This is a genomic window from Niallia taxi, from assembly GCF_004005475.1.
Taxonomy (GTDB): domain Bacteria; phylum Bacillota; class Bacilli; order Bacillales; family Cytobacillaceae; genus Niallia; species Niallia taxi.
Genome location: NZ_RZTZ01000001.1, coordinates 26,616 through 48,375, shown reverse-complemented (window position 1 = coordinate 48,375; position 21,760 = coordinate 26,616). Strand labels below are relative to the sequence as shown.

The 21,760-nt window shown below is 38.9% G+C and carries 22 protein-coding genes and 1 pseudogene; 15 read left to right on the top strand and 8 right to left on the bottom strand.

All coding sequences use genetic code 11. From position 1 onward, the window contains the following. Nucleotides 1-60 precede the first annotated feature (60 nt). Nucleotides 61-1,071, bottom strand: coding sequence for a DUF3231 family protein (locus tag EM808_RS00275; protein ID WP_127734321.1), 1,011 nt, complete (start codon nt 1,069-1,071; stop codon nt 61-63). Nucleotides 1,072-1,255: 184 nt separating this feature from the next. On the opposite strand from EM808_RS00275, the gene EM808_RS00270 reads away from it, so the two are divergent. Continuing rightward, nucleotides 1,256-2,446, top strand: a complete 1,191-nt coding sequence (locus EM808_RS00270; RefSeq protein ID WP_127734319.1) for an RtcB family protein — start codon at nt 1,256-1,258, stop codon at nt 2,444-2,446. Nucleotides 2,447-2,814: 368 nt separating this feature from the next. Here the strand turns inward: EM808_RS00270 and EM808_RS00265 are convergent, their stop codons facing one another. After that, complete coding sequence (locus EM808_RS00265; RefSeq protein WP_127734317.1) at nt 2,815-3,060, bottom strand: YkuS family protein; 246 nt, start codon at nt 3,058-3,060, stop codon at nt 2,815-2,817. A gap of 171 nt (nt 3,061-3,231) precedes the next feature. On the opposite strand from EM808_RS00265, the gene EM808_RS00260 reads away from it, so the two are divergent. Then, nucleotides 3,232-3,738 (top strand): GNAT family N-acetyltransferase, encoded by a 507-nt coding sequence (locus tag EM808_RS00260; protein ID WP_235856535.1) that lies wholly within the window; start codon nt 3,232-3,234, stop codon nt 3,736-3,738. A 40-nt stretch (nt 3,739-3,778) separates the two neighbouring features. On the opposite strand, the gene EM808_RS00255 is transcribed toward EM808_RS00260, so the two are convergent. Next, on the bottom strand, nt 3,779-4,714 hold the full coding sequence (locus tag EM808_RS00255) for a DMT family transporter (RefSeq protein WP_127734314.1): 936 nt from the start codon (nt 4,712-4,714) through the stop codon (nt 3,779-3,781). A gap of 102 nt (nt 4,715-4,816) precedes the next feature. On the opposite strand from EM808_RS00255, the gene EM808_RS00250 reads away from it, so the two are divergent. The 3 genes from EM808_RS00250 to EM808_RS00240 all read left to right on the top strand — a co-directional run bounded on the left by EM808_RS00250 (nt 4,817) and on the right by EM808_RS00240 (nt 6,913). Beyond that, a complete protein-coding gene (locus EM808_RS00250) occupies nt 4,817-5,701 on the top strand; it encodes an AraC family transcriptional regulator (RefSeq protein WP_127734312.1) in 885 nt (294 codons plus the stop codon). 77 nt (nt 5,702-5,778) lie between these two features. Beyond that, nucleotides 5,779-6,129, top strand: a complete 351-nt coding sequence (locus tag EM808_RS00245) for a cupin domain-containing protein (RefSeq protein ID WP_127734310.1) — start codon at nt 5,779-5,781, stop codon at nt 6,127-6,129. Nucleotides 6,130-6,133: 4 nt separating this feature from the next. Then, nucleotides 6,134-6,913, top strand: a complete 780-nt coding sequence (locus EM808_RS00240; protein WP_127734308.1) for an arylamine N-acetyltransferase family protein — start codon at nt 6,134-6,136, stop codon at nt 6,911-6,913. A gap of 28 nt (nt 6,914-6,941) precedes the next feature. On the opposite strand, the gene EM808_RS00235 is transcribed toward EM808_RS00240, so the two are convergent. Continuing rightward, entirely contained in the window at nt 6,942-7,157 is a 216-nt protein-coding gene (locus EM808_RS00235) for a hypothetical protein (RefSeq protein ID WP_127734306.1), read from the bottom strand. A gap of 232 nt (nt 7,158-7,389) precedes the next feature. On the opposite strand from EM808_RS00235, the gene EM808_RS00230 reads away from it, so the two are divergent. Both EM808_RS00230 and EM808_RS00225 read left to right on the top strand, forming a co-directional pair. Further along, nucleotides 7,390-8,181 carry a M15 family metallopeptidase gene (locus tag EM808_RS00230; RefSeq protein WP_127734304.1) on the top strand — a complete coding sequence of 264 codons (792 nt, stop codon included), beginning with the start codon at nt 7,390-7,392 and terminating at the stop codon, nt 8,179-8,181. Nucleotides 8,182-8,427: 246 nt separating this feature from the next. Then, a pseudogene (locus EM808_RS00225) lies at nt 8,428-8,643 on the top strand (RsfA family transcriptional regulator); the annotation flags it as partial. Between the two features lie 300 nt (nt 8,644-8,943). On the opposite strand, the gene EM808_RS00220 reads toward EM808_RS00225, so the two are convergent. Both EM808_RS00220 and brnQ read right to left on the bottom strand, forming a co-directional pair. Then, entirely contained in the window at nt 8,944-9,189 is a 246-nt protein-coding gene (locus EM808_RS00220; RefSeq protein WP_127734300.1) for a DUF2164 domain-containing protein, read from the bottom strand. Nucleotides 9,190-9,312: 123 nt separating this feature from the next. Then, nucleotides 9,313-10,647 (bottom strand): branched-chain amino acid transport system II carrier protein, encoded by a 1,335-nt coding sequence (gene brnQ / locus EM808_RS00215; RefSeq protein ID WP_127734298.1) that lies wholly within the window; start codon nt 10,645-10,647, stop codon nt 9,313-9,315. A 621-nt stretch (nt 10,648-11,268) separates the two neighbouring features. On the opposite strand from brnQ, the gene EM808_RS00210 reads away from it, so the two are divergent. Continuing rightward, entirely contained in the window at nt 11,269-11,601 is a 333-nt protein-coding gene (locus tag EM808_RS00210) for a YisL family protein (protein WP_127734296.1), read from the top strand. A gap of 88 nt (nt 11,602-11,689) precedes the next feature. Here EM808_RS00210 and EM808_RS00205 read toward each other — a convergent pair whose 3' ends face one another. Then, on the bottom strand, nt 11,690-12,391 hold the full coding sequence (locus EM808_RS00205) for a YoaK family protein (RefSeq protein WP_127734294.1): 702 nt from the start codon (nt 12,389-12,391) through the stop codon (nt 11,690-11,692). Nucleotides 12,392-13,028: 637 nt separating this feature from the next. On the opposite strand from EM808_RS00205, the gene EM808_RS00200 reads away from it, so the two are divergent. From EM808_RS00200 to EM808_RS00190, 3 genes are all read left to right on the top strand, one after another. After that, nucleotides 13,029-14,315 carry an MFS transporter gene (locus EM808_RS00200; RefSeq protein WP_412973733.1) on the top strand — a complete coding sequence of 429 codons (1,287 nt, stop codon included), beginning with the start codon at nt 13,029-13,031 and terminating at the stop codon, nt 14,313-14,315. A gap of 163 nt (nt 14,316-14,478) precedes the next feature. After that, nucleotides 14,479-15,258, top strand: a complete 780-nt coding sequence (locus EM808_RS00195; protein ID WP_127734292.1) for a Cof-type HAD-IIB family hydrolase — start codon at nt 14,479-14,481, stop codon at nt 15,256-15,258. A gap of 84 nt (nt 15,259-15,342) precedes the next feature. Beyond that, nucleotides 15,343-16,380 (top strand): DUF3231 family protein, encoded by a 1,038-nt coding sequence (locus tag EM808_RS00190; RefSeq protein WP_127734290.1) that lies wholly within the window; start codon nt 15,343-15,345, stop codon nt 16,378-16,380. Between the two features lie 42 nt (nt 16,381-16,422). Here the strand turns inward: EM808_RS00190 and EM808_RS00185 are convergent, their stop codons facing one another. Next, complete coding sequence (locus EM808_RS00185) at nt 16,423-16,785, bottom strand: group I truncated hemoglobin (RefSeq protein WP_127734288.1); 363 nt, start codon at nt 16,783-16,785, stop codon at nt 16,423-16,425. A gap of 201 nt (nt 16,786-16,986) precedes the next feature. Here EM808_RS00185 and EM808_RS00180 point away from each other — a divergent pair, with 201 nt between their 5' ends. From EM808_RS00180 to mutS, 4 genes are all read left to right on the top strand, one after another. Continuing rightward, nucleotides 16,987-17,583: a histidine phosphatase family protein gene (locus EM808_RS00180; RefSeq protein ID WP_235856534.1), complete on the top strand. Its 597-nt coding sequence runs from the start codon at nt 16,987-16,989 to the stop codon at nt 17,581-17,583. Nucleotides 17,584-17,698: 115 nt separating this feature from the next. Further along, nucleotides 17,699-18,145, top strand: coding sequence for a GNAT family N-acetyltransferase (locus EM808_RS00175; protein WP_127734286.1), 447 nt, complete (start codon nt 17,699-17,701; stop codon nt 18,143-18,145). 258 nt (nt 18,146-18,403) lie between these two features. Beyond that, the gene (locus EM808_RS00170; protein ID WP_127734284.1) at nt 18,404-18,952 is read left to right on the top strand and encodes an outer spore coat protein CotE; all 549 of its coding nucleotides are present in this window, start codon (nt 18,404-18,406) and stop codon (nt 18,950-18,952) included. A gap of 169 nt (nt 18,953-19,121) precedes the next feature. Beyond that, a complete protein-coding gene (mutS, locus tag EM808_RS00165; RefSeq protein ID WP_127734282.1) occupies nt 19,122-21,737 on the top strand; it encodes a DNA mismatch repair protein MutS in 2,616 nt (871 codons plus the stop codon). Nucleotides 21,738-21,760: the final 23 nt, after the last annotated feature.

Here is a 21,760-nt window from a genome sequence, read left to right as displayed (position 1 = left end):
GGAAATGTCCAAGAGTATGAAGCTTGAAAGAAAAAGAGCTGCCAAACTCCGGCAGCATCTTTACTTCTTTTTCTTTGCGAGCAGATTCCGATCGACATTATGTGGAGGCTTTTCCATCCAGCTATTTTCAATTAAAAGGTTTCCTCCATCTTCCGCATAATTCGAAGTCTCCACCATTAGCCGGAAATAGAGGGAACCCAAATCATGACGAGGGCTGACTGCAATGGAATCCCCAAAGTTTCGGAGTTTTGCTGACGATAGATTGCTGATATGAAAAAGCATCAACTTATCTGAAAACGGTGGTATGTTGGTTGTTGTTACATTAAATTGACTTGGCATTGTCAGTGGGAGGTCTTCTTCCTTTAAGACATTCGAGAATACAGTATTTTGTTTAATATTTATATGTTTTCCTCGTATAAAGTAGTTCCGAATTTCATTTGATTCTGCAACCTGACCGAATGCTAGTAAGAGGACTGTTTTCATGGTATTAAACTGGATATTTGCAAATAACTGCGAAATTTCAATACCTGTCAATGTTCGTTTATCACCAAAAAAGCCATTAAAAAAGCTTTGGCGCTGCACGATTTCTTGTGTGTTCAGCGTCGGTATATTTGGTGGGCGCACATAAATGCCGGTTTCTAACATTAGCTCTGTTACTTGATTGGAATAGTTAGCTGCATCATGCATTGTTTCTGTAATAAATAGCCGAATATCTAATCTCGTTGTATTTGGTAATGTGATGCTGTAAAAGATTAACCCTAGCTTATACATCAAGTCTATGTATAAAAGGTAGAAGCTATCGGAAAACAGCCGGGGTGCAGCCAGGTTCACATCCTGCTCTGAAAAACCTGCTGGCAATGGAATGTTTTCCTCTTGAAAAAAGTTTTTAACACGCTCTATTATCCTTTGACTAAGTAAATCACTATCTTGAATAATTTTCTTAATCTGTTTGTTTTCTACATGTGCTAAGAAATGCTGAAACATACAGTGAGACATTGTGTTCGCCATATAAAAATTCCAGAGATTCGCTTTTTCAGCAGAGGTAAGTGGTGCTTTTGAATTGTTTTTCATGAGTTTCTCCTAAAGGCATATTTCTACAAAAAAGTTTTCCCGCTTATAGGTTTTACATACATTTCGAAAAAAATGCAGGATTTAATACTAGAAAGAGCGAATTGGCAGTAAAGTGTAAATATGGAAGGCTGCAATGGACTGCTGTTTTTAATGGCTGCCTCCAATCCAAAAAAGGAGAATTACTATGTTAGAAATCCAAGGAAAATATAATTATGCGAAAGTTTATACAGATAAAGTAGAAGAAACAGCGATGGCTCAAATACTGGAGCTTTGTGATCAGGAATTTACAAAAGGTACGAAAATACGAGTCATGCCAGATACACATGCTGGAGCGGGCTGCACAATTGGGACAACAATGACGATAACAGATAAAATTGTCCCGAATTTAGTTGGTGTAGATATTGGCTGTGGCATGGAAGTAGCAGTCATCGATAAAAATAAAACAGAGGTGAATTTTGACCAGCTGGATGAAGTAATCCGAAAGCATATTCCAAGCGGTTTTTCCACTCGTGAAAGTAGTCAATTTCACCCTTATTCAAAAAGAGTAGACTTTCGCAATGTAGTGGCACCGTTTAACTTGAAAAGAGCCAAATCATCTGTTGGTACGTTAGGCGGGGGCAATCATTTTGTGGAGTTGAACGAAATGGATGACAAAATTGTGCTTGTCATCCATTCAGGGTCTAGAAACTTGGGTAAGCAAATTGCCGAGCATTATCAAAACTTGGCATATAATGAGCTGTTGAGTTTACATCAGGAGAGGCAAGGCTTGATTGATGAATTGAAAGCAGAGGGAAGGGAAAGTGAAATTGAAGAGACATTAAAGGCTCTGAAAAGACCTTATGTTAAAAAGGATCTTGCCTACCTTCAAGGGAAAAGCTTTGAGCATTATATGAATGATATGAAGATAGCCCAGCATTATGCTTTATTAAACAGAAAGGCAATGGTGGAGGAAATTACTTCCCGTATGCGCTGGAACATAGCAGAAAGCTTTACGACCGTTCATAATTACATTGATATGGAGCAAATGATTCTCAGAAAAGGAGCAATCTCTGCCAGAAAAGATGAAAAAGTGATTATTCCAATGAATATGAGAGATGGAAGTATTATCGCAATTGGCAAGGGGAATAAGGATTGGAATGAATCGGCTCCACATGGTGCAGGCAGATTAATGTCCAGAACAAAAGCAAAAGAATTGGTGTCATTAGAGCAATTCAAGGATGTAATGAAGGATGTCTGGACGACTTCTGTTAATGAAAGTACATTGGATGAAAGTCCAATGGCTTATAAACCGATGGAGGATATTGTTAAGCATACAGATGATACAATTGAAATTGTTCAAGTAATTAAACCATTATATAATTTTAAGGCAAATTGATACATGTTTCAGGCTGATGAAAAACATTGCTTAAAAGGGTTATGTTTTTTATCAGCCTGTTAAGGATTTGGGAGAATTAGAAAAACACATCTACAATCAATATGCCTAATCCGATTAAAAAGATAATCATTTCATTCATCTCCCTTCACACTATATATTTTCATCATATGACAGGATGGAAAAAACTACATTATCTTAAGGGCAATATTTACGGAAACAACATGTTCCAATAACAATAGGCAATCATGTTGTTTTAGTAAATGGTATCGTCCAAAATGACGATCTTCATACAAAAACTGGAATGTATTTGAGGGGTTTGTGAGAGGAGAAAAGCCGGCCCGTCATACAAAACGGGCTGACTTGCATTTTTATCTGCTTGTTCGTTGCTCTACCTGCTGACATACTTCATCAGCAGAGAGGCCGTTTGCCTCAATAACAGAGCCTTGCATTTGTGTATCCTGCATTCCCATAACATTAGAATCGATACCTGAAACAACACAGCAATCACAGCCTTGTGCATCTGACTCCTGCTTGAGGTCAACGATTTCATGCCCTTTCTCACGAAGAGCTTCTGAAATATTTGTTAGTGCTTGTTCTACACCAATTCTTGCCATATAAATCACCTCCCAAAAAATAATTTTCCTTATGTGAACAGAATTATTCTATTTGAAAAAAATAAATGTTTTTGCTATTATAGACTGAAAAGTCAGAAATCTAACAAGGGAGCTTCCTTCCATAAACAAAAGGATAAAATGACAAAATATTATTGTATAGGCGGTGGCAAGTTGAGCAAGGAACCAGTCGTAAAAGCATATTCCGAGCAATATCAAACAGGAGTATTAGACTTGATATTACATATCCAGCAAACGGAATACAATATTCCGATAACAAAAGAAGACCAGCCCGACTTAATGATGATTGAAACATTTTATCAAAGAGGTAAAGGCAACTTTTGGGTTGCGCGTGTGGAGGACAAGGTAGTAGGAACGATTGCTTTACTTGATATTGGCAATAGCCAAGTAGCTTTACGGAAAATGTTTGTTGCCAAAGATTATCGCGGTTCAGGATTTAACACAGCAGCTCGTTTGTTGCAGAATGCGCTTGATTGGGCAAAGGAGCGTACTGTAAAAGAAGTGTTTTTAGGAACAACTCCACAATTTTTAGCTGCGCATCGGTTTTATGAGAAAAACAGCTTTACTAGTATTGAAATGTCGGAGCTGCCGAAAGCATTTCCTCTTATGGAGGTAGATAAGAAATTTTATAAGTATCTTGTCGAAAAACAAGCAATTTGAAAGCTGCCGAAGCAACCGGCAGCTTTTTTTCTTCCTTATATCAAATCGGAATGTCATCAGAAGCAGAGGGAGCTGCTTGGCGTTTGCTAGACGTAAGGAGCAGTACCACACTTATGATGCATGCTGCACCAAGCCATTGGAATAATCCGAAAGGCATATTCAGCCAGAAAACAGTTGTTAAACAGGCTGCTAATGGTTCAATGCTGCCTAACAAGCTTGCCTCTTTTGGCATGAGTGTCTCAAGGCTTTTGATGTAGAACCAAAAGGCAATCATTGTTCCAAAAAGGATGACAAATACTAAATAAATAAGCTGTACAGCAGTTATGGAAGCTGGTGCTGTTCTCCAAATCGGTTCGACTATATTTAAGCAAAGTCCGCCGATAATCATTGCCCAGCCGACTACAACTAAAGAGTCGAACTTTTTTAAGAGCGAGCCTGCACTTAACGTGTAAAAGGCAGCAGCTAATCCGGACAAAACACCCCAAACGACAGCAGGGATAGGGACAGAGAGCTTTGATAAGGTGCCGTTTGTGAGCAATAAGAAGCAGCCTGATAATGCTAGAATAGCCGTATACACATCCACCTTAGTCAAACGCATTTTTCTTGTGACAAGATAATACAGCATAATCATGATTGGAGATAAATACTGTAGCAGGGTAGCAACTGCTGCATTGCCATGATGGATGGATGCCATATACGTATATTGAACTGCCAGCATTCCAAAAACAGAAAATACAACAAGTCTGATGGCAGTGCTTGGCTCCTTCCATATATTAATAATTTCCCTGCGGTTTTTGCTGAAAAGCTTAAATAGCAACAGGATGCAGCCAGACAAAAGCAGCCTAACAACAACAAGCCAATCAACATTTACCTCATAAGATTGGAACAGCTTTTGGGCAACAGTACCGCCAACACCCCAAAATGCTGCCCCTGTAATCACAAAAAACAAGCCTTTTTTTCGATTATTGCTAATCATTGTTCTTCCACCTTTATATAAATATATTGTTATAATAAAGCAATAATCCGTTAGAAAATACGTAAATAACATGAAAAAATATAACAATATGGAGGTGACGGTATGGTTTTAGGTCATTTTTCAATTGATCAGAATTTAATGGAGCTGACAGAGCATCTTACCGTTCTTTTGCCAATTGCATGCTATGAAACAACTATTAACCAAAACATTCAAGGCCACATACCCCTTCATTGGCATGATGAGCTGCAATTTGTATACATGAATAAGGGGGAAGCCATATTTCACATAAATGGGGAAGGAGTGGAATTATTAGAAGGAAACGGACTGTTTATTAACAGCGGCCTGCTTCATATGGCAGAAGAAAAGACAAAGGCCGCTTCCTATATATGTATGAATGTAGCACCTTCTTTTGTTTTGTCACAAGAGCTGTTTTCCACCTTTGTGTATCCTTATGTACAAGCGAGCAACCTTCCATATGTTAATATTGATGGCAACAAGGAATGGGGGAAAATCATTCTGGAGTCCATTCTAAAAATTAACCGTTTGCTAAAGGAAAAACAGCCTTTTTTTGAAATTGATATAAGTACACAGCTGGCTAAGGCTTGGAAAAGCTTTATGATGCATGGGATACCGCCAGCTTTTAACAAAACAGAGGCGAGTAAAAATGAAAAAATGAAACGGATGCTCGATTGGATTCATCATCACTATGAGGAAAAGGTAAGCCTCGAGGATATTGCTTCTGCAGGTCAATTGAGCCGCTCTGAATGCTGCCGCTATTTCAAAAGAATTTTGAAAAGGTCACCCTTTAGTTATTTGGAGCATTATCGCATACAGAAGAGCTTGCTGTTACTTCAAGAAGAGGATGCTAATATAACCGAGGTCGGCTATAGGGTTGGTTTTAATAGCACGAGCTATTTTATTCAGAAATTTCGCAAGGAAATCCAGATGACTCCCTTAGCCTATAAAAAGCATAAACAAAAATCTTAAATATAATCTCATAAGCAGTCCATTACCGTGATTGAATTTAACTATGCGATAATAGATTGGACAAGAGGTGGAAGTGCATGAAGAAAATAATGTCATTTAATAAGCTCACAGGAAAAGAGATTGGCAATTATCAGTCTATGTCTGCTTATTACACGAAAATAATGAGAACAGATGAACCAGTCAATATTGGGATTATCCATATGGAGCCAGGCGGAATGGTTGGCTATCATGAGGCCCCTGTTGCTCAAGCCTTTATTGTTATGGAAGGGAAAGGCTGGATAAAAGGTGCTGATAAGCTAGAACAAGTGATACAGGCAGGTGAGGGCGTTCTTTGGGAAAAAGGAGAAGGCCATGAATCTGGCAGTGAGGAAGGCATGACAGTACTTGTGCTGCAAGGAGAAAGCCTTCCACTAGAAGAAAGGGAGTAATTATATGCAACAAATCAATAAAAGCTTTCGCGAAAGAATCGGCTTTCCTCTTGATGAGGTTATTACATTTCAAACTTTAGAATTTGTTCTGGAAAGAATGGCTAAAACGGTACCGTTTGAAAATACAGCCATTATCGAAGGAAGAACAGAGGCTATCTCAGAACAATACTTAATGGAAAAGGTTATCGGACGGCATGAAGGCGGTCTTTGTTTTGATTTAAATCCACTGCTCTACCTGTTTTTACTTGAAAACGGCTTCCAAGTAACCATGTTAAAGGGAATCACTTATGATGCTGTAAATAATATTTGGAGTAAAACAGGTGCTACACATGCTACCATCCTGCTTGAGGAGAATGGGAAACGTTATATTGTCGATTCTGGATACGGTGCAAACCTGCCGTTAAAACCAGTGCCCCTTGATGGTGAAATTATTCACTCTGCAAACGGACAATTTCAAGTAAAGCAAGAAGAGACTGAGTATGGAGACTATTGTTTCTATATGAAGCTGAAGGATAAAAGTGAGGATTGGACGCTAGGATATGCCTTCCAATCAACCGTAGCTTTTCGTGATGTAAAGGATATGATTGAAATGCAAAAAACAATTGTTGAGCATCCTGATTCGCGCTTTAATAAAGGTCCGCTTGTAAGTATGTTGACAGATAAAGGAAGTATGGTACTATCACAAGACTCCTTTACAGAATGGACAGACGGAAATAAACACAAGCAAGAGATCAACAAAGAAGAATTTCAGGCGATTGCAAAGGAAAGATTTGGACTAAGATAGAAACAGGATGCCTGCGCATCCTGTTTTCCTATTTTTTAGGAAATGCATCATTTAGTGTATGACTAAATTGCTGCATATTAGCATCTGCTTTTAGTGAATCAACATGAAAAGGATTGGCATCTGTTTTTCCTGCATCTGTTTTCATTCCCATCTGATCACCATTAGCGTTTGCGATGATGCCTTCTCTTGAGCCATCTTTATGTGCCTCTGTCTCTACATGGATATTGCCTGACTCCTTAGGCATACTGGCATTCCCTCCAAAAAGTTTAGTCTTTTTATTGTTACATGAAAGGACTGTTTTTATGTTGGTAATCCAATAATCACAAATCCATGTTGGGTGTGTAATCTAGTTTTTTTAGTTTTGTTATTCATTTGTAATGGTTTTATGTACAAACAAATTTATAATGATAATATTCCCTTTATAAAAAAGTGAGTAATAGAAATAAGTTGTAAAGCAACAAGAGAAAGGTGAAAACATGAAAAAAGTACTTACAGCGTCAGCCATTGCTTTAATGTTAAGCGGCTGCAGCACGATCCAACAAGATAATCAGCAAAAGGAAAACACTAATCAATCTGCCTCACAGCAGGATACTGTTAAAAAGGAAGAGACGCCAAAAACAGAGTGGACAATCCCCACACAAAACCAAAATAAAGTAAAAAAAGAAGATGGGCACTTTGTGCTTGAAAATCCAGAAAATATGTTAGCACTTGTCAATAAGGAATATTATTTGCCGAGTGATTATGAACCAAAGGATCTCGTCAGACCAGATGTTGCGTTTTCTTTTGGTGATGAGGATATAGAAAAAAGCCATATGAGAAAAGAAGCGGCAGAGGCACTAGCTGATATGTTTAATGCAGCAAAAGAAGAGGGAAACATTCTTTATGCAGCATCAGGATACCGCTCGTACGACAGACAATCTGCAGTATTTAAGCAAGAGGTTGCCAATGTAGGAGAGGAGGAAGCAGAACAGGCTGTTGCTATCCCTGGCTCAAGTGAGCATCAAAGTGGCTTAGCGATGGACATCACGTCTCAAAAGCAAAATTTCCTGTTAACAGAGGAATTTGGCGAGGATAAGGAAGGCAAATGGTTAATGGCAAATGCCTATAAGTACGGATTTATCCTGCGCTATCCAAAAGATAAGGTAGATATTACTCAATATGAATATGAACCTTGGCACTATCGTTATGTTGGCAAAGAAGCCGCGAAAATAATGAAGGATAAGGACTGGACACTTGAAGAATACTTCGAGAATGGAGCTAAGCAATAATAATGTCTAATAGACTACAATTGTTTTAAGGAAGACTATTTTAGACGCTTATGCAGCAAACCAAAATTCGATTTCAGTCAGTTTATAAAAAATAGCGGAAGGCTTTTGCTTAACAATAATCCTGCTTTCCTAGCTAAAGATAAAATTTGCTTGGATAAAAGTTTTAGGCAGAAATATAAAATGGCACTAAACCTAGACTGTTTCGTGTCGATATTAAGATTAATCAAGACGAACAAAGGTGATAAAATGCCAGATACATTTACGAGAGAACAAGATGCTTTACTTGCTGAAACAGTATTAAGGCATATCCGTGAGGGTAGTACAGCAATTGCTGCCTTTGAAGAGGTTGCCGTAGTGATGAATAAAAGTGCTGCCACTTGTGGGTACAGATGGAATAATACAGTGAGGCACAATTATCGAGGGGCTTTCAGGCTTGCTAGAAAAAAGAGATATGAACTGAAATATGCTAATAACGGCAGTTAAGGCTTGCTTTTAAAGCAAGCTTGCACATCTGCAATTTTTGAAAAGGCATCGATTGAAATCGATGCCTTATTCTTTATCATTAATCTCTTATCGCCAATTTCATCCTTGTGCCCGGGTTAATTTCGTCACAGCCAGTCATCATCATACCGAGAAAAGCAGCGAGCAGCACTGCAAGCAATGTTTTACGCATGACGAGTGAACCCTCTCCTTTAAAGCAAGTTTCTTCTTTTGCTAAAGTTAGCTTTCCAACACGTAATTATCCCTATATTGCTTTGTTTATCATTTCCTGATTGGTTTTTCCAATGTCAATATTTCATCCTCAATCGCCATAAATTGCTCTTCTACTAGCTTTTTCGCATCAGAAATTGCCATATTATAAAAATGGGGCGCAATTGTTTCCTTGAAAAAATCAAGCACTCGTTCTGCCGCAAATTCGGAAATTTCCTCCTCTCTTTCTTGGGAGAAAAAAGTTTGGATATCAGAAATCATTACTTCCTGTTGTTCTTTTGTTAATTTATAAAACAATGATGAACAGTCCCTTCCTCTTAATAAATTGTACTATACATCGAATAAGCAACATATTATAGGCTTGTTTTTTCATAAAAAATGTGGCTGACAACGAGGTCAGCCACATTCAAGCTTATTTATTTATTCATTATTAAGTAAAGCATCGTCCTGCTTAAAATTCAATACGTATCCAATCAAGCCACCAATAATAGCTGGGACAATCCATCCTAAGCCAATGCCGTACATTGGCAGAAAGCTTGCGAAGAAGGAATCCAGTGCAGGAACCTTCAATGCTGTTTCCTGGAGGCTGTCCACAAGGCTGATAATAAAGGTAAACAACATACTGATTTGATATACTCCAGATCTACCCTTGAATAGGGGATGAAGGAATGTTAAGAATATCAGCACTATTGCCAAAGGATAAATGATAGTTAAAACAGGTACAGAAATGGCTATCAACTCAGTAAGTCCAACATTTGCAATAATAGCACTGAATACGGAAAGACTTATTGCGATTACTTTATAGGAGATAGCAGGGAAAAGCTTATGGAAATAAGAAGAGCAAGCTGTTATTAAGCCAACACTTGTAGTTAAACAAGCAACAGTAATCATTAAGCCTAACAATACTCCGCCGTAAGTTCCAAAGTAAAATTCAGATACACGCGCTAATACTTCTCCACCATTATCCAAATGTCCAAGCTTTTCTACACTTGATGCACCCATATAGGAAAGGGCTGAATAAATAGCTGCAAGAATAACAGCGGCAATTAATGTTGCCATTAAGCAAACCTTTAAAATTTGTCCTTTTGTTTTGGCTCCTTTTTCGCGAATAGCATTAATAATGATTATTCCGAATACGAAGGACGCCAGTGTATCCATTGTTAAGTATCCTTCTTGGAAACCGTTAAAGAAGGAGTTAGTCATATACTTCTCTGAAGGTGCCTGGAATTTGCCGATTGGGAAAATCACAGAAACAACAACTAGGATGCCGATAAACGTCAATTTAATTGGTGTTAAAAAACGGCCGACAATATCGACGATTTTCGCTGGGTTCAGTGATAAGAAGCAAGTAATAGTAAAAAAGATAACGGTAAAAATTAATAGTGCAATGCCGGTGGAACTTTCAGAAACAAATGGCTTAACGCCGATTTCAAAGGAAACATTTCCAGTACGCGGGATTGCAAATAATGGGCCAATTGCCAAATATAATACAGTTGTAAAAACAAGTCCGAACATTGGATGCACACGGCTAGCCAATGATTGCAGATCCTCTTTGCCGGAAAACCCAAAGGCCATAACCCCAAGAAGTGGCAAACCTACACCAGTTACAAGGAAGCCTGCATTCGCGGACCAAATTTCACTGCCTGCTGATTGACCGAGCATTGCCGGGAAGATAAGATTACCAGCCCCAAAAAATAATGCAAACAACATGAGACCAATAATAACGATAAATGAAAATGGTACTTTAGTTGACACAATAAAACCTCCAAAACTTAAATCAATATAAAAGTTAATTGCTTGAAAATACCTCTACACGGCCTTAGTTGGCGAAATCGTAAATAGAATAGCAATTTTCAAAAAATTATAGCCAAATGAAAATTTATCAGATGTTACCACATGTTTGTCTGTCTTTAGAATGCCTTTCATTCACATATTTAAACTTTTAAATGAAATGTCTTTAGGGTTTTTTAGTCCTTGCAATTTCGAAAACGATAAAAATATTGCCTGTAGTAGTTGGAAAATGACAAGGCAATATATCATAAAGTATTAAAAAGTTTAGAATTACTAGAAATTAGTGTAACAACATGGTGACATTTACAATGGCTGAAAAAATTGTATCAGTTTTAATCTTCTTGCTTTTTTATAAACAACGTTCACTATGTTAAATGATTAAAATTAAAATTTCAAGAGTTTCTGAGATGTTTCGTTACTCGGAAGATAGAAAAACGGTAATTTAAAAGCGGTTTATTTACGGATTTACAAGGTTTGAGTGCGTTTTCAGTTAATTGCAACTTGGGTTTGTCGAAAATGATAGTTTTATTGGATATTTTTTTTTATTCTATGTTACTATTTTGAGAGGGAAAGGAGGGGGAAAGTTTGGGACATATACATATAACAGCATGGTCGTTGGCTCTTATCCTGTTTGTCATTTCATTACTTTTGTACAAAGGTGGCAAAGAAAAGGGCAGTAAAATCGTCCATATGGTATTAAGGCTGATGTATTTAGCGATTATTGGTACTGGTGTAACGATGCTAACATACACAGGTCTTGATGTAATGCACACTTTGAAAACATTAGTAGGATTATGGGTGATTGCGTCACTTGAGATGATTCTCATCCGTACAAAAAAAGGCAAGAAAACAGTCGTTTTATGGATTCAGTTTGTCGTCGCGCTTATTATTGTACTATATTTAGGCTTCACTCTATAAGAGCAGGAACATGACAAATAGCAAAAGCCCGCGGTATAAAAGCTGCGGGTTTTTTGCTATTTACAAAGCATGCTTTATTACTCGTTTTTTATTGAAGGGATGCTTTTCTATAGTAGCCTTTATCACGGTGATATAAAAGAATAGCAACAATAAGGAAAGCAGCAGCAATCCAAATAGATGTTTTTCCAATATAGGTTGTGGAAAAGGTCCCAAGCAAGGCACCAAATAAAAAGGAGCCAATAATTACCCCGAAATCAATAAACTGCCGTTTCGCCTCTTTGTCATGGCTTACAAAGGCAGCATATGCAGCTTGTGTGGCAGTCCTGAGATTACCAGTTGCAATGGTTGAATTATAAGCCCATTTATCAATTTTATTAAATGTCGATATTTGCAGCGAAGATACGAATGCAATGCTGACAGTAACAATCATGTTTGGCACGCTCATTGGCAGGAAGCCGATAACTAAGAGTACGAAGAACTCTAAAATGAGGATGGAGCGGCGATAGCTGTAGACGAGATGCCGTATATGCGGGATTTTCACAATTTCAGAAACAAGCACCCCTAATACAAAAGCAACGAGCGGAGGGATGTACAAAAGTGCCCCTTTCCATTCGCCATTTGCTGCTTTAACAGCGAGCAGCACCATATTGCCTGTTTGGGCATTTGCAAACACACCGTCTCTGCTGACAAAGGTGTAAGCATCAAGGAATCCCCCAACAATAGCTAGTATTAATCCCATATAAATCGAATTGGAGGAAAGGGAGGGGATGGTTTTTAATTTCTCATGCATGTCTATTCTCCTTCTCCTTTTTCTATTATTTGCAGCAATTATCAGGAATATGAATTGCAAAATATAGTTTACCATAATGATTGCCAGCTAACAGGAAAAAATCCAACAATTTTATGTATTTTAAGAAAAAACGTAAGGTTAACTAGTTTGTTTTCTTGCATAAAACGAATGCAGGAATATCGAAGCTTTATAAAGAATTTAATATCGGAGGAAATTTCGTCGTTATATGTCGCGCTAGTTATTAATTGGAATCTTCCTTAATATAACAAAAGGAAATACATCGCAAAAATGTTAGGAGGAAAAATGAACTTTACTGGTAACAAAGAAAATCCGCATGTGGTAGAACAAAAGCAGCTTGTGGATGCGGATTACGTCCTTATTCGTAGGCTAAGCAGAACGGAAGAAAATGTATGCGAAGTATAGTCACGCAGGCATTGGATCACATCCTTGCTTTTTTAGAGAGGAAGCCACAAGCCAAAGGCCTTACATCCATTCCTGTAAAAACAAGAAGGATTTTATGAAAAACATGGCTGTCAGCGTATTAAAGCTACGGCAACCAATCCAATAGTGAAGCGATGTGCATGGGAAAATCTCTGACTAACACCAACTCCTTAATAAATATAGAAAGGGAATAATTATGGGGAACTTAAACAAACAAAGCGCTGCAGGTGCAATAATGCAAAGCACAAAGAGTAACACGAAATGGAATCAATATTTGCTTATAAGCATTGTATTTGGAGGTTTTTTAATATTTGGATTTTCGGAAAATATTAAAGGACCTGCTATCCCGCTTATCCAGGCAGACTTCCATGCAAGCCAGACACAGATTGGGTTGCTTTTGGCATTAAACTCATTTGGTTATCTCCTTGCATGCTCCTACACCTCTTGGATGTCTGATAAAATAGGTGTTAAATGGACAGGGACATCCGCCTTTCTCATTATGGCATTATCAGGTGTATTCATTTACTTATCTGCAGGATTTAAGACAGTATCTTTTTCCTTTTTCATTTTGTATTTAGGCAATGGCATGCTAGAAATCGCTCTTGGCATTATGGCAGCCCGCATTTTCACAAGAAACACAGGCACAATGCTCAACATTTCCCATTTCTTTTATGGATTAAGCTCCACTGTTGCTCCAATGTTTGCTGCATCTGTAATGGATTGGCAGGTGGGAGCAGGGGCGCTTGGCTGGCGCGGTATGTATGTTCTCTTCCTAGCATTGTCCTTACTGCCAATTATCCCGTCGCTTTTTAGTAAATTTCCGGCAGAAGAGCATGAAGACGGAGAAACCGCTTCCTTTAAGGCACTGATGAAGGATCGGGTTGCTTGGCTGATTGTCGCCGTCCTTTCTTTAGGCGTTGTATCAGAAATGGCGATCGGTGGCTGGCTCATAAACTTTTTAGTGCAGGCGTATAATTGGGATTTGAAGCAGGCGTCCAATATGCTGTCATTGTTTTTTCTATTCTTTATGCTTGCGAGGCTTTTTCTTGGACCGATAACAGATAAAATAGGCATTGCGTTATCGATCATGATATTTTCAGGCTTCTCAGGCATTTGTACGCTAGCAGCTATTCTAATTGGTGAAAAGGGTGCAATTTTATATGCGATATCAGGCATAGGCATTGCCATCGTTTATCCAACAATAATGGCACTTCTTGCAAAGCGTTATCCGAAAAAGACGGGTACAGCAATAACCTTCACTGTTACATTAATGGGAATTGCAAGCGTTATCGGCAATTTTTTGATAGGGCTGATAATTGACGGAGCAAGGATTATCGCAGGTAATTTTGGTGCTGCAAACAGTGCTGTGATTGGCTTGAAGTTTGGGTACGGATTCATCGGGCTGCTTGCGCTATTATGTTCAGTAAGCTGCTATTTCTTGTATAAAACATTAGAAAAAAATAAAAAAATAATTGGGGAGTAATTCGTTTACATATGATGAAGCATTTCGTTATTGACCTGAAATGCGTTTCATAACATAAACTTAGTGCAAATGAGAGCTGTTAAAATAAAGGGCTTATTTTTAATATAGAAATAACAATTTGTTTGGCAGCAGGAAAATCAACTTATGGAAAGCAGGGAATGAAATGAAAGAGAAAAGTATTATTTTTTTTGATATAGATGGGACTTTACTAACACATGAAAAGCAACTTCCACAGTCTGCAAAGGAAGCTGTCTTTCAATTAAAGAAAAAAGGTCATGAAGTAGCGATAGCAACAGGCAGAGCGCCGTTCATGTATGAGGATCTGCGCAAGGAATTAGAGATTGATTCTTATGTTAGCTACAACGGCCAATATGTTGTTTTTAAGGGCGAAGTCATTTATAAGAATCCATTAAATATCCTTGCGTTAGAGAGACTAGCAGAAACGGCGCTTCTTAATGACCATCCTATTGTATATATGGATCACGAGGATATGAAGGCAAATGTTGTAGAGCATGCCTTTATCCAAGAAAGCATCCAAACACTTAAAATCGGCCGCTTCCCGACACATGATCCTCTTTACTATAAAGGCAGAGATCTCTTCCAGTCCCTTCTGTTTTGTCAAGAGGGTGAAGAGAAGCAATACGAGGAAATCTTTGAGGATTTTGATTTTGTCAGATGGCATCCATTGTCTGTCGATGTCCTTCCAAAAGGAGGATCAAAGGCAAGGGGCATAGCAAAAATGACAGAAAAGCTTGGCATTGCAAAAAGCAATCAATATGCATTTGGTGATGGAGAAAATGATATGGAAATGCTGACAGCAATATATAATAGTGTGGCAATGGGCAATGCAGAGGACCATATTAAGGCTGCTGCCAAATATGTGACAAAATCAGTTGATGAGGACGGCATTGTTCACGGTTTGCAAATGGTAGGATTGCTATAAGGTTTGTTCTGCTAGATTATTCCATTGCATAAAGTATATCCTTCACGTTAAAAATAAGCAAAATGATTCGTGGAGGAAAATGCCTTGAATACAATCAAACCGATTAAAATAGGCGCACATAAATCCAGTTCTGGCGAAAGGCTAACATCAACCGAAATGGCAAAGCTGTGGGCAACTTATATGGGTAACAGCATGTCCTTGTGTATTTTAAGGTATTATTTGCAGCATTGTGAGGATCAAGAAATTAAATCACTCTTGCAAGATGCCATAAAATTGTCAACGGTATTTTTGGACACGACAAAGGGAATTTTCGACAAAGAGAATATTCCTTATCCAATCGGCTTTACAGAAAAGGATGTCAATATAAATGCACCAAGATTATTTGAGGATGAATTCTATGTTCATTACTTAAAGTATGCAGCGAAGGCTGGCTTGAGCATTTACCAAATTGCGATACCAATCGTCTACCGGAAGGATGTTAGTGAATTTTTCATTTATTGTATGGATGCAACGATTGCTCTTATTGAACAAATCAAATCAATCCAAATGAAAAAGGGGCTTATTATGAAGCCGCCGTATATCCCTGTCCCAGAAAGACCGGAATTTGCAAATGAGGATTTTCTTAACGGCTATTTAGGGAAGGTCAGACCATTGCATGCAATGGAGATTGCCCATCTTTATGACAATATTGAAAACAATGTCACGAGTAAGGCGCTTATTTTAGGCTTTAGCCAAGTGGCAAGGCACGAAAAGGTGAAAAGCCTCTTTGTAAGAGGGAAAGAGATGACACATAAAAATCTGGAAAGTTATATGGGCCATCTTCATAAGGAAAACCTGCCATCACCAGCATTTTTAGATGATCTTGTGACAACATCAACATTTGCGCCTTTTTCAGATAAATTAATGCTTTTTCATAAAGTGGACATGTTTTCCATGAAAATAAGAGCGTTTGGAAATTCGCTTGCTGTTAATGGCCGACATGATATCGGTCTGATGTACTCAAAGTCGCTTATGAACATTATGCTGTTCGTTTCGAACGGTGCTAAAATTATGATGGAAAATGGCTGGATGGAAGAACCGCCACATGCGGTAAGTCGTGATGATTTGTCTAAACCAAAATAAAATGATGAAAAGCGAAAGAAGGATGCTCCTTCTTTCGCTTTTTTATTTGTATAGAATATCATCCTTTAATGTGCCAACCTTCTCTAAGGCTGTTTGGATATCCTCTTCCCCAACTCCGTAATGTGCAAGTGCTGCATGCAGGTGTTTGACGATCGCCTGGAAATGTTCTGGCTGAATATTCATTCCCTCGTGGGCTTTTGCCATTGCTTTGCCTCCATATTGCTTTGGACCACCTAATGCAAAGCTGATGAATTTTGTTTGGTGGCTGCGCTGTTTTTCCATATTTGTGTGTTCGAAAAAATGACTAACTGATTCATCCTTTAATACTAACTCATTGTAAAAATAATCAACTACCTTTGAAATGGCAGCTTCTCCGCCTACTTTGTCATAAAGTGTTTGTTCCACATATATTCCTCCTTTTTCTACTAAGTATAGAATGAACAATTATTTCAATTTTTATCCTTTTATGTGATATTTTATAGGTGGTATTAACAGGAGTTAAGTATCGGTGTGACGAATTAAAGAAGACAATCTTTTGAGTGAAGGATAGTGCGATGAACAGGGCTCTTGAAAATTTTCTAGCCTAGTGGCAATGGAATTTTTTTTATGAATTATAAAGAAACGAGGGAAAAGCAGATGGAATTAGGCTTAATTAGGCATGGCAGTACTGCTTGGAATAAAGAGGGGAGAGCACAGGGAAGCTCAGACATTCCTTTAGACGAAGAAGGGCTTAAAGGCGCAAAGCTGCTTGCAGAACGCCTTCAAGAGGGCGATTGGAAAATTATTTATTCAAGTGATTTAACACGAGCAAGGCAAACAGCAGAAATAATCGCCAATAAGCTGCAAATTAAATTAGTGTTAGATGAAAGATTACGCGAAACAAATGGCGGCTTGATAGAAGGAACGACAGAAGCAGAAAGAATAGCCAGGTGGGGAATGAACTGGCGTGAGCAGGATTTAGGTATTGAAAGCAGCGCAAGCGTTAAAGCACGCACCCAATCCTTTGTAAAGGAGCTGGCAGTGACACCCGTTCAAAACACCTTGATAGTCAGCCATGGAGCCTTGTTGAATGCCACCATGTCTGAACTGATACCAAAAGCAATGTACGACCAATCCCTTAAAAATTCATCATTAACTTCATTGAAGTTAGTTAACAGCATATGGGAGTGCAGTCTTTATAATTGTACGGAACATTTAATGTAATAAGCCTTCATAATGAGTTGCTGCATCTTTTGAGTCCAATAAGTGTTTGGACTTTTTATTATGCAGGTTCTTTCATGTCAAACGATTTAGGTACATGATAAAGGAGTGATGTGTTATGAAAATACGCAAATTAGAGGATGAAGCTGCACCGTTAAAGCTGCTCCTGTCAGCAGATCCTTCGCTTGAGCATATAAATGACTACTTAAGAAGAGGGAATTGTTATATTGCCGAGGAGGATTCAACATTACAAGCTGTATACGTGTTGCTGCCGACAAAACCAGGCACGGTGGAATTAGTAAATATTGCTATAGAAGAAAAGGTGCAAAATAGGGGCATCGGGAAGCTGCTTGTAAAGGATGCTGTAAGCAGGGCAAGGCTGGAAGGATTTAAGAAAATCGAGGTTGGCACAGGCAATTCGAGCATTGACCAGCTTGCTTTTTATCAAAAATGCGGTTTCCGTATTGTTGGCGTAGAATTTGATTTTTTTACAGATTATGAAGAGGAAATAATCGAAAACGGTATTAAATGTAAAGATATGATTCGATTAGCGCAAGTCCTGTAAAAAGGTTTTCAGAAGCTGTTGCGTACAGAATGCAGGTTTATCAAGCAGGCTAAGAGAAAAAATCATTCGTAATTGTCATCCAGGAAGAATTCATGTTGTTCGTCTAGAAAATCTCTCGAACTTCGGCACATTTGCCCGTCATTTTCATACAATGAATTAGGCTTAAGCTTTAATTTGTATGCTTCAAAAATTATCGCACACTAGTCTCCTATCCCGCATAGGATGAAATGAAAATGAATGAGGAGGTTTCGCTCGAAAATGGGAGAATATAGAGAGATTATTACAAAGGCAGTCGTTGCGAAAGGACGTAAATTTACAAAATCCAACCATACGATCTGCCCAGACAACAGCCCTTCCAGCATTTTAGGGTGCTGGATCATCAACCATACGTACGAAGCGGAAAAGATTGGAAAGACAGTAGAGATTTGCGGCTACTACGATATCAACGTTTGGTATTCCTATAACGACAACACACAAACAGAAGTCGTGACAGAACGAGTTGAATATACAGATACCGTGAAATTGAAATACCGTGATCCAGATTGCCTTGATGATCACGATGTAATTGCACGTGTTCTTCAACAGCCAAACTGCATTGAAGCAGTCATTTCACCAAATGGCAACAAAATTATCGTCCATGTCGAAAGAGAATTCCTAGTGGAAGTAATCGGGGAAACAAAGATAGTTGTAGAAGTATTCCCAGAGCACAAAGAACATGATGGCGATGATGTATGGGGCTTGGATGTAGAGGATGAAGAGTTTGAAGATTTGAATCCTGATTTCCTTGTAGGATCTGAAGAAGAATAGAACTAGGAGTGACTTCCTAGTTCTTATTTTTTCACACATATGAGATGGTTTGCGGATGCCTGCAAACCATTTTTTTCTGGCAGAAGGAACCACCTGAAACATGCTGGTCGATTATGCTATAATGGTAGAATAATAAATTGAAATATGAGTTATGCTTTTGGAGGATTTTATGACGACGTATACGCCCATGATACAACAATACTTACAAGTAAAGGCAGATTATCAGGATGCCTTTTTATTTTTTCGTTTAGGCGATTTTTACGAAATGTTTTTTGATGATGCAATTAAAGCATCACAAGAATTAGAAATCACACTAACGAGCAGAGAAGGCGGTGGTAGTGAACGAATTCCGATGTGCGGCGTTCCCCACCATTCGGCGAAAAATTATATTGAGCAGCTAGTTGAGCGCGGCTACAAGGTGGCAATCTGTGAGCAGACAGAGGACCCGAAGCAAGCAAAGGGAGTTGTCCGCAGAGAAGTCGTTCAGTTGATTACCCCTGGAACGATGATGGAGGGAAGAAACCTTTCCGATAAGGAAAATAATTATATCGCTACAATCACCGTATTAGGTAACAATTCCTATGGATTTGCCTACAGTGATCTGTCTACAGGAGAATGCAAAGCAACGAAAACGATCGGATTTGAAGCAACTTTGAATGAACTGTCTTTATCAGGAGCTAAGGAGCTTATCATTAGCCCTAATTTCCCGGAAGAGAGCAAAAAGCGCCTGCAGGAGCGGACTGCATTGACTGTTTCCTATGAAGAGGATACGCAAGGGCTTGAGCAATATGAAGCATTGTTAGCTGATGTGCTCGATGAAGAGATGCGTCTTGCTGTGGGACGATTGTTTGCTTACCTTTACAGAACGCAAAAAAGAAATCTCGATCATTTGCAGCCTGTTGCTGTGTATGTGATTGATGATTTCATGAAAATCGATTACTTCTCGAAAAGAAATTTAGAGCTGACAGAAACGATTCGCTCAAAAGGGAAAAAAGGCTCTTTACTGTGGCTGTTAGATGAAACGAAGACAGCAATGGGAGGCAGGCTTTTAAAGCAATGGATCGACCGTCCCCTTTTAAATAAGGAGAAAATCGCTGAAAGGCAAAATTTGGTTGAGACGATGATAAGCCATTATTTTGAAAGAATGGATCTTCGTGAAAAGCTGAAGGAAGTGTACGATCTCGAAAGACTTGCAGGTCGGGTTGCATTCGGCAACGTCAATGCCCGTGATCTTGTGCAATTGAAAAAATCACTGCAGCAAATTCCGGCAATTCAAGAGCTGGTAGCACAGCTTGGAACAGATGCAGCAAGCAGACTCGCACTGGAATTGGATCCTTGTGAAGAGGTGACAGACCTACTAGAAAGTGCAATTGTCGAAAATCCTCCACTGTCTGTAAAGGAAGGCAATATCATTTTAGACGGCTATAATGAAGAATTAGACAGGTACCGTGATGCGAGCCGTAACGGGAAAACATGGATTGCGCAGCTTGAGAGACAAGAACGGGAAAAAACAGGCATAAAATCGCTGAAAATCGGCTATAACCGTGTCTTTGGCTACTATATTGAAGTGACAAGAGCAAATGTTCATTTGCTTGAGGAAGGCCAGTATGAACGGAAGCAAACATTAGCAAATGCCGAACGCTATATTACGCCTGAGTTGAAGGAAAAGGAAAGCCTTATTCTACAGGCAGAAGAAAAAATCGTAGAGCTGGAATATGATATTTTCACGATTATTCGCGAAACAGTTAAAGACTATATTCCAAGACTGCAGATGCTAGCAAAAACAGTCAGTGCCCTCGATGTGCTCCAGTGCTTTGCAACGGTAAGTGAGGAGCGCCGTTATGTGAAACCGGCCTTTTCATCTGAAAGAGTACTTTCCATTCAAAATGGACGCCATCCTGTCGTGGAAAAGGTCATGAATTCACAGAGCTATGTTGCCAATGGCTGTTTAATGGACAGGGATAGAGAGCTGCTGCTTATTACTGGTCCGAATATGTCAGGTAAAAGTACGTATATGAGACAGATTGCTTTAACTAGCGTCCTTGCCCAAATCGGCTGCTTTGTTCCGGCAGAGGAGGCAACATTGCCAATCTTCGACCAGGTATTCACAAGGATCGGGGCGGCAGATGATTTGATTTCTGGACAAAGCACCTTTATGGTAGAGATGCTGGAGGCGCGAAATGCCCTTCTTCATGCGACAAAGGACAGTCTGATATTGTTTGATGAAATCGGAAGAGGGACAAGCACATATGATGGAATGGCCCTTGCTCAGGCAATCATCGAGCATATCCATGACATTGTTGGCGCAAAAACATTATTCTCCACCCATTATCACGAGCTGACTGTATTAGACGAGGAGCTTGGCCGCCTCAAAAACGTCCATGTCAGCGCAATGGAGCAAAACGGCAAGGTTGTTTTCCTTCATAAAATCAAAGAAGGCGCGGCAGACAAAAGCTACGGAATTCATGTTGCTCAATTGGCAGAGCTTCCGAAAGAGCTGATTGACAGAGCACAAGAGCTGCTTACATCCCTTGAGCAAAAAGAGGAACACAAGCAAGTGGCCAAGCCGCAGACAATAGTGAAGGAGCAAGCACCGGTTGTTGAGGTGGAGGCAGATGCCCAGCTGTCTTTTTTTGATGAAGGTAAAGCACCAGCGGCTAAGCCATTGGCAGGTAAGGAAAAACAAATCCTGCAAAAGATTAAATCATTAGATATTTTAGATATGACACCAATGCAAGCATTAAATACGCTTTATGAACTGCATAAAAAAATAAAAAATGACTAAGTGCAAATAAAAGAAGAGGTGAG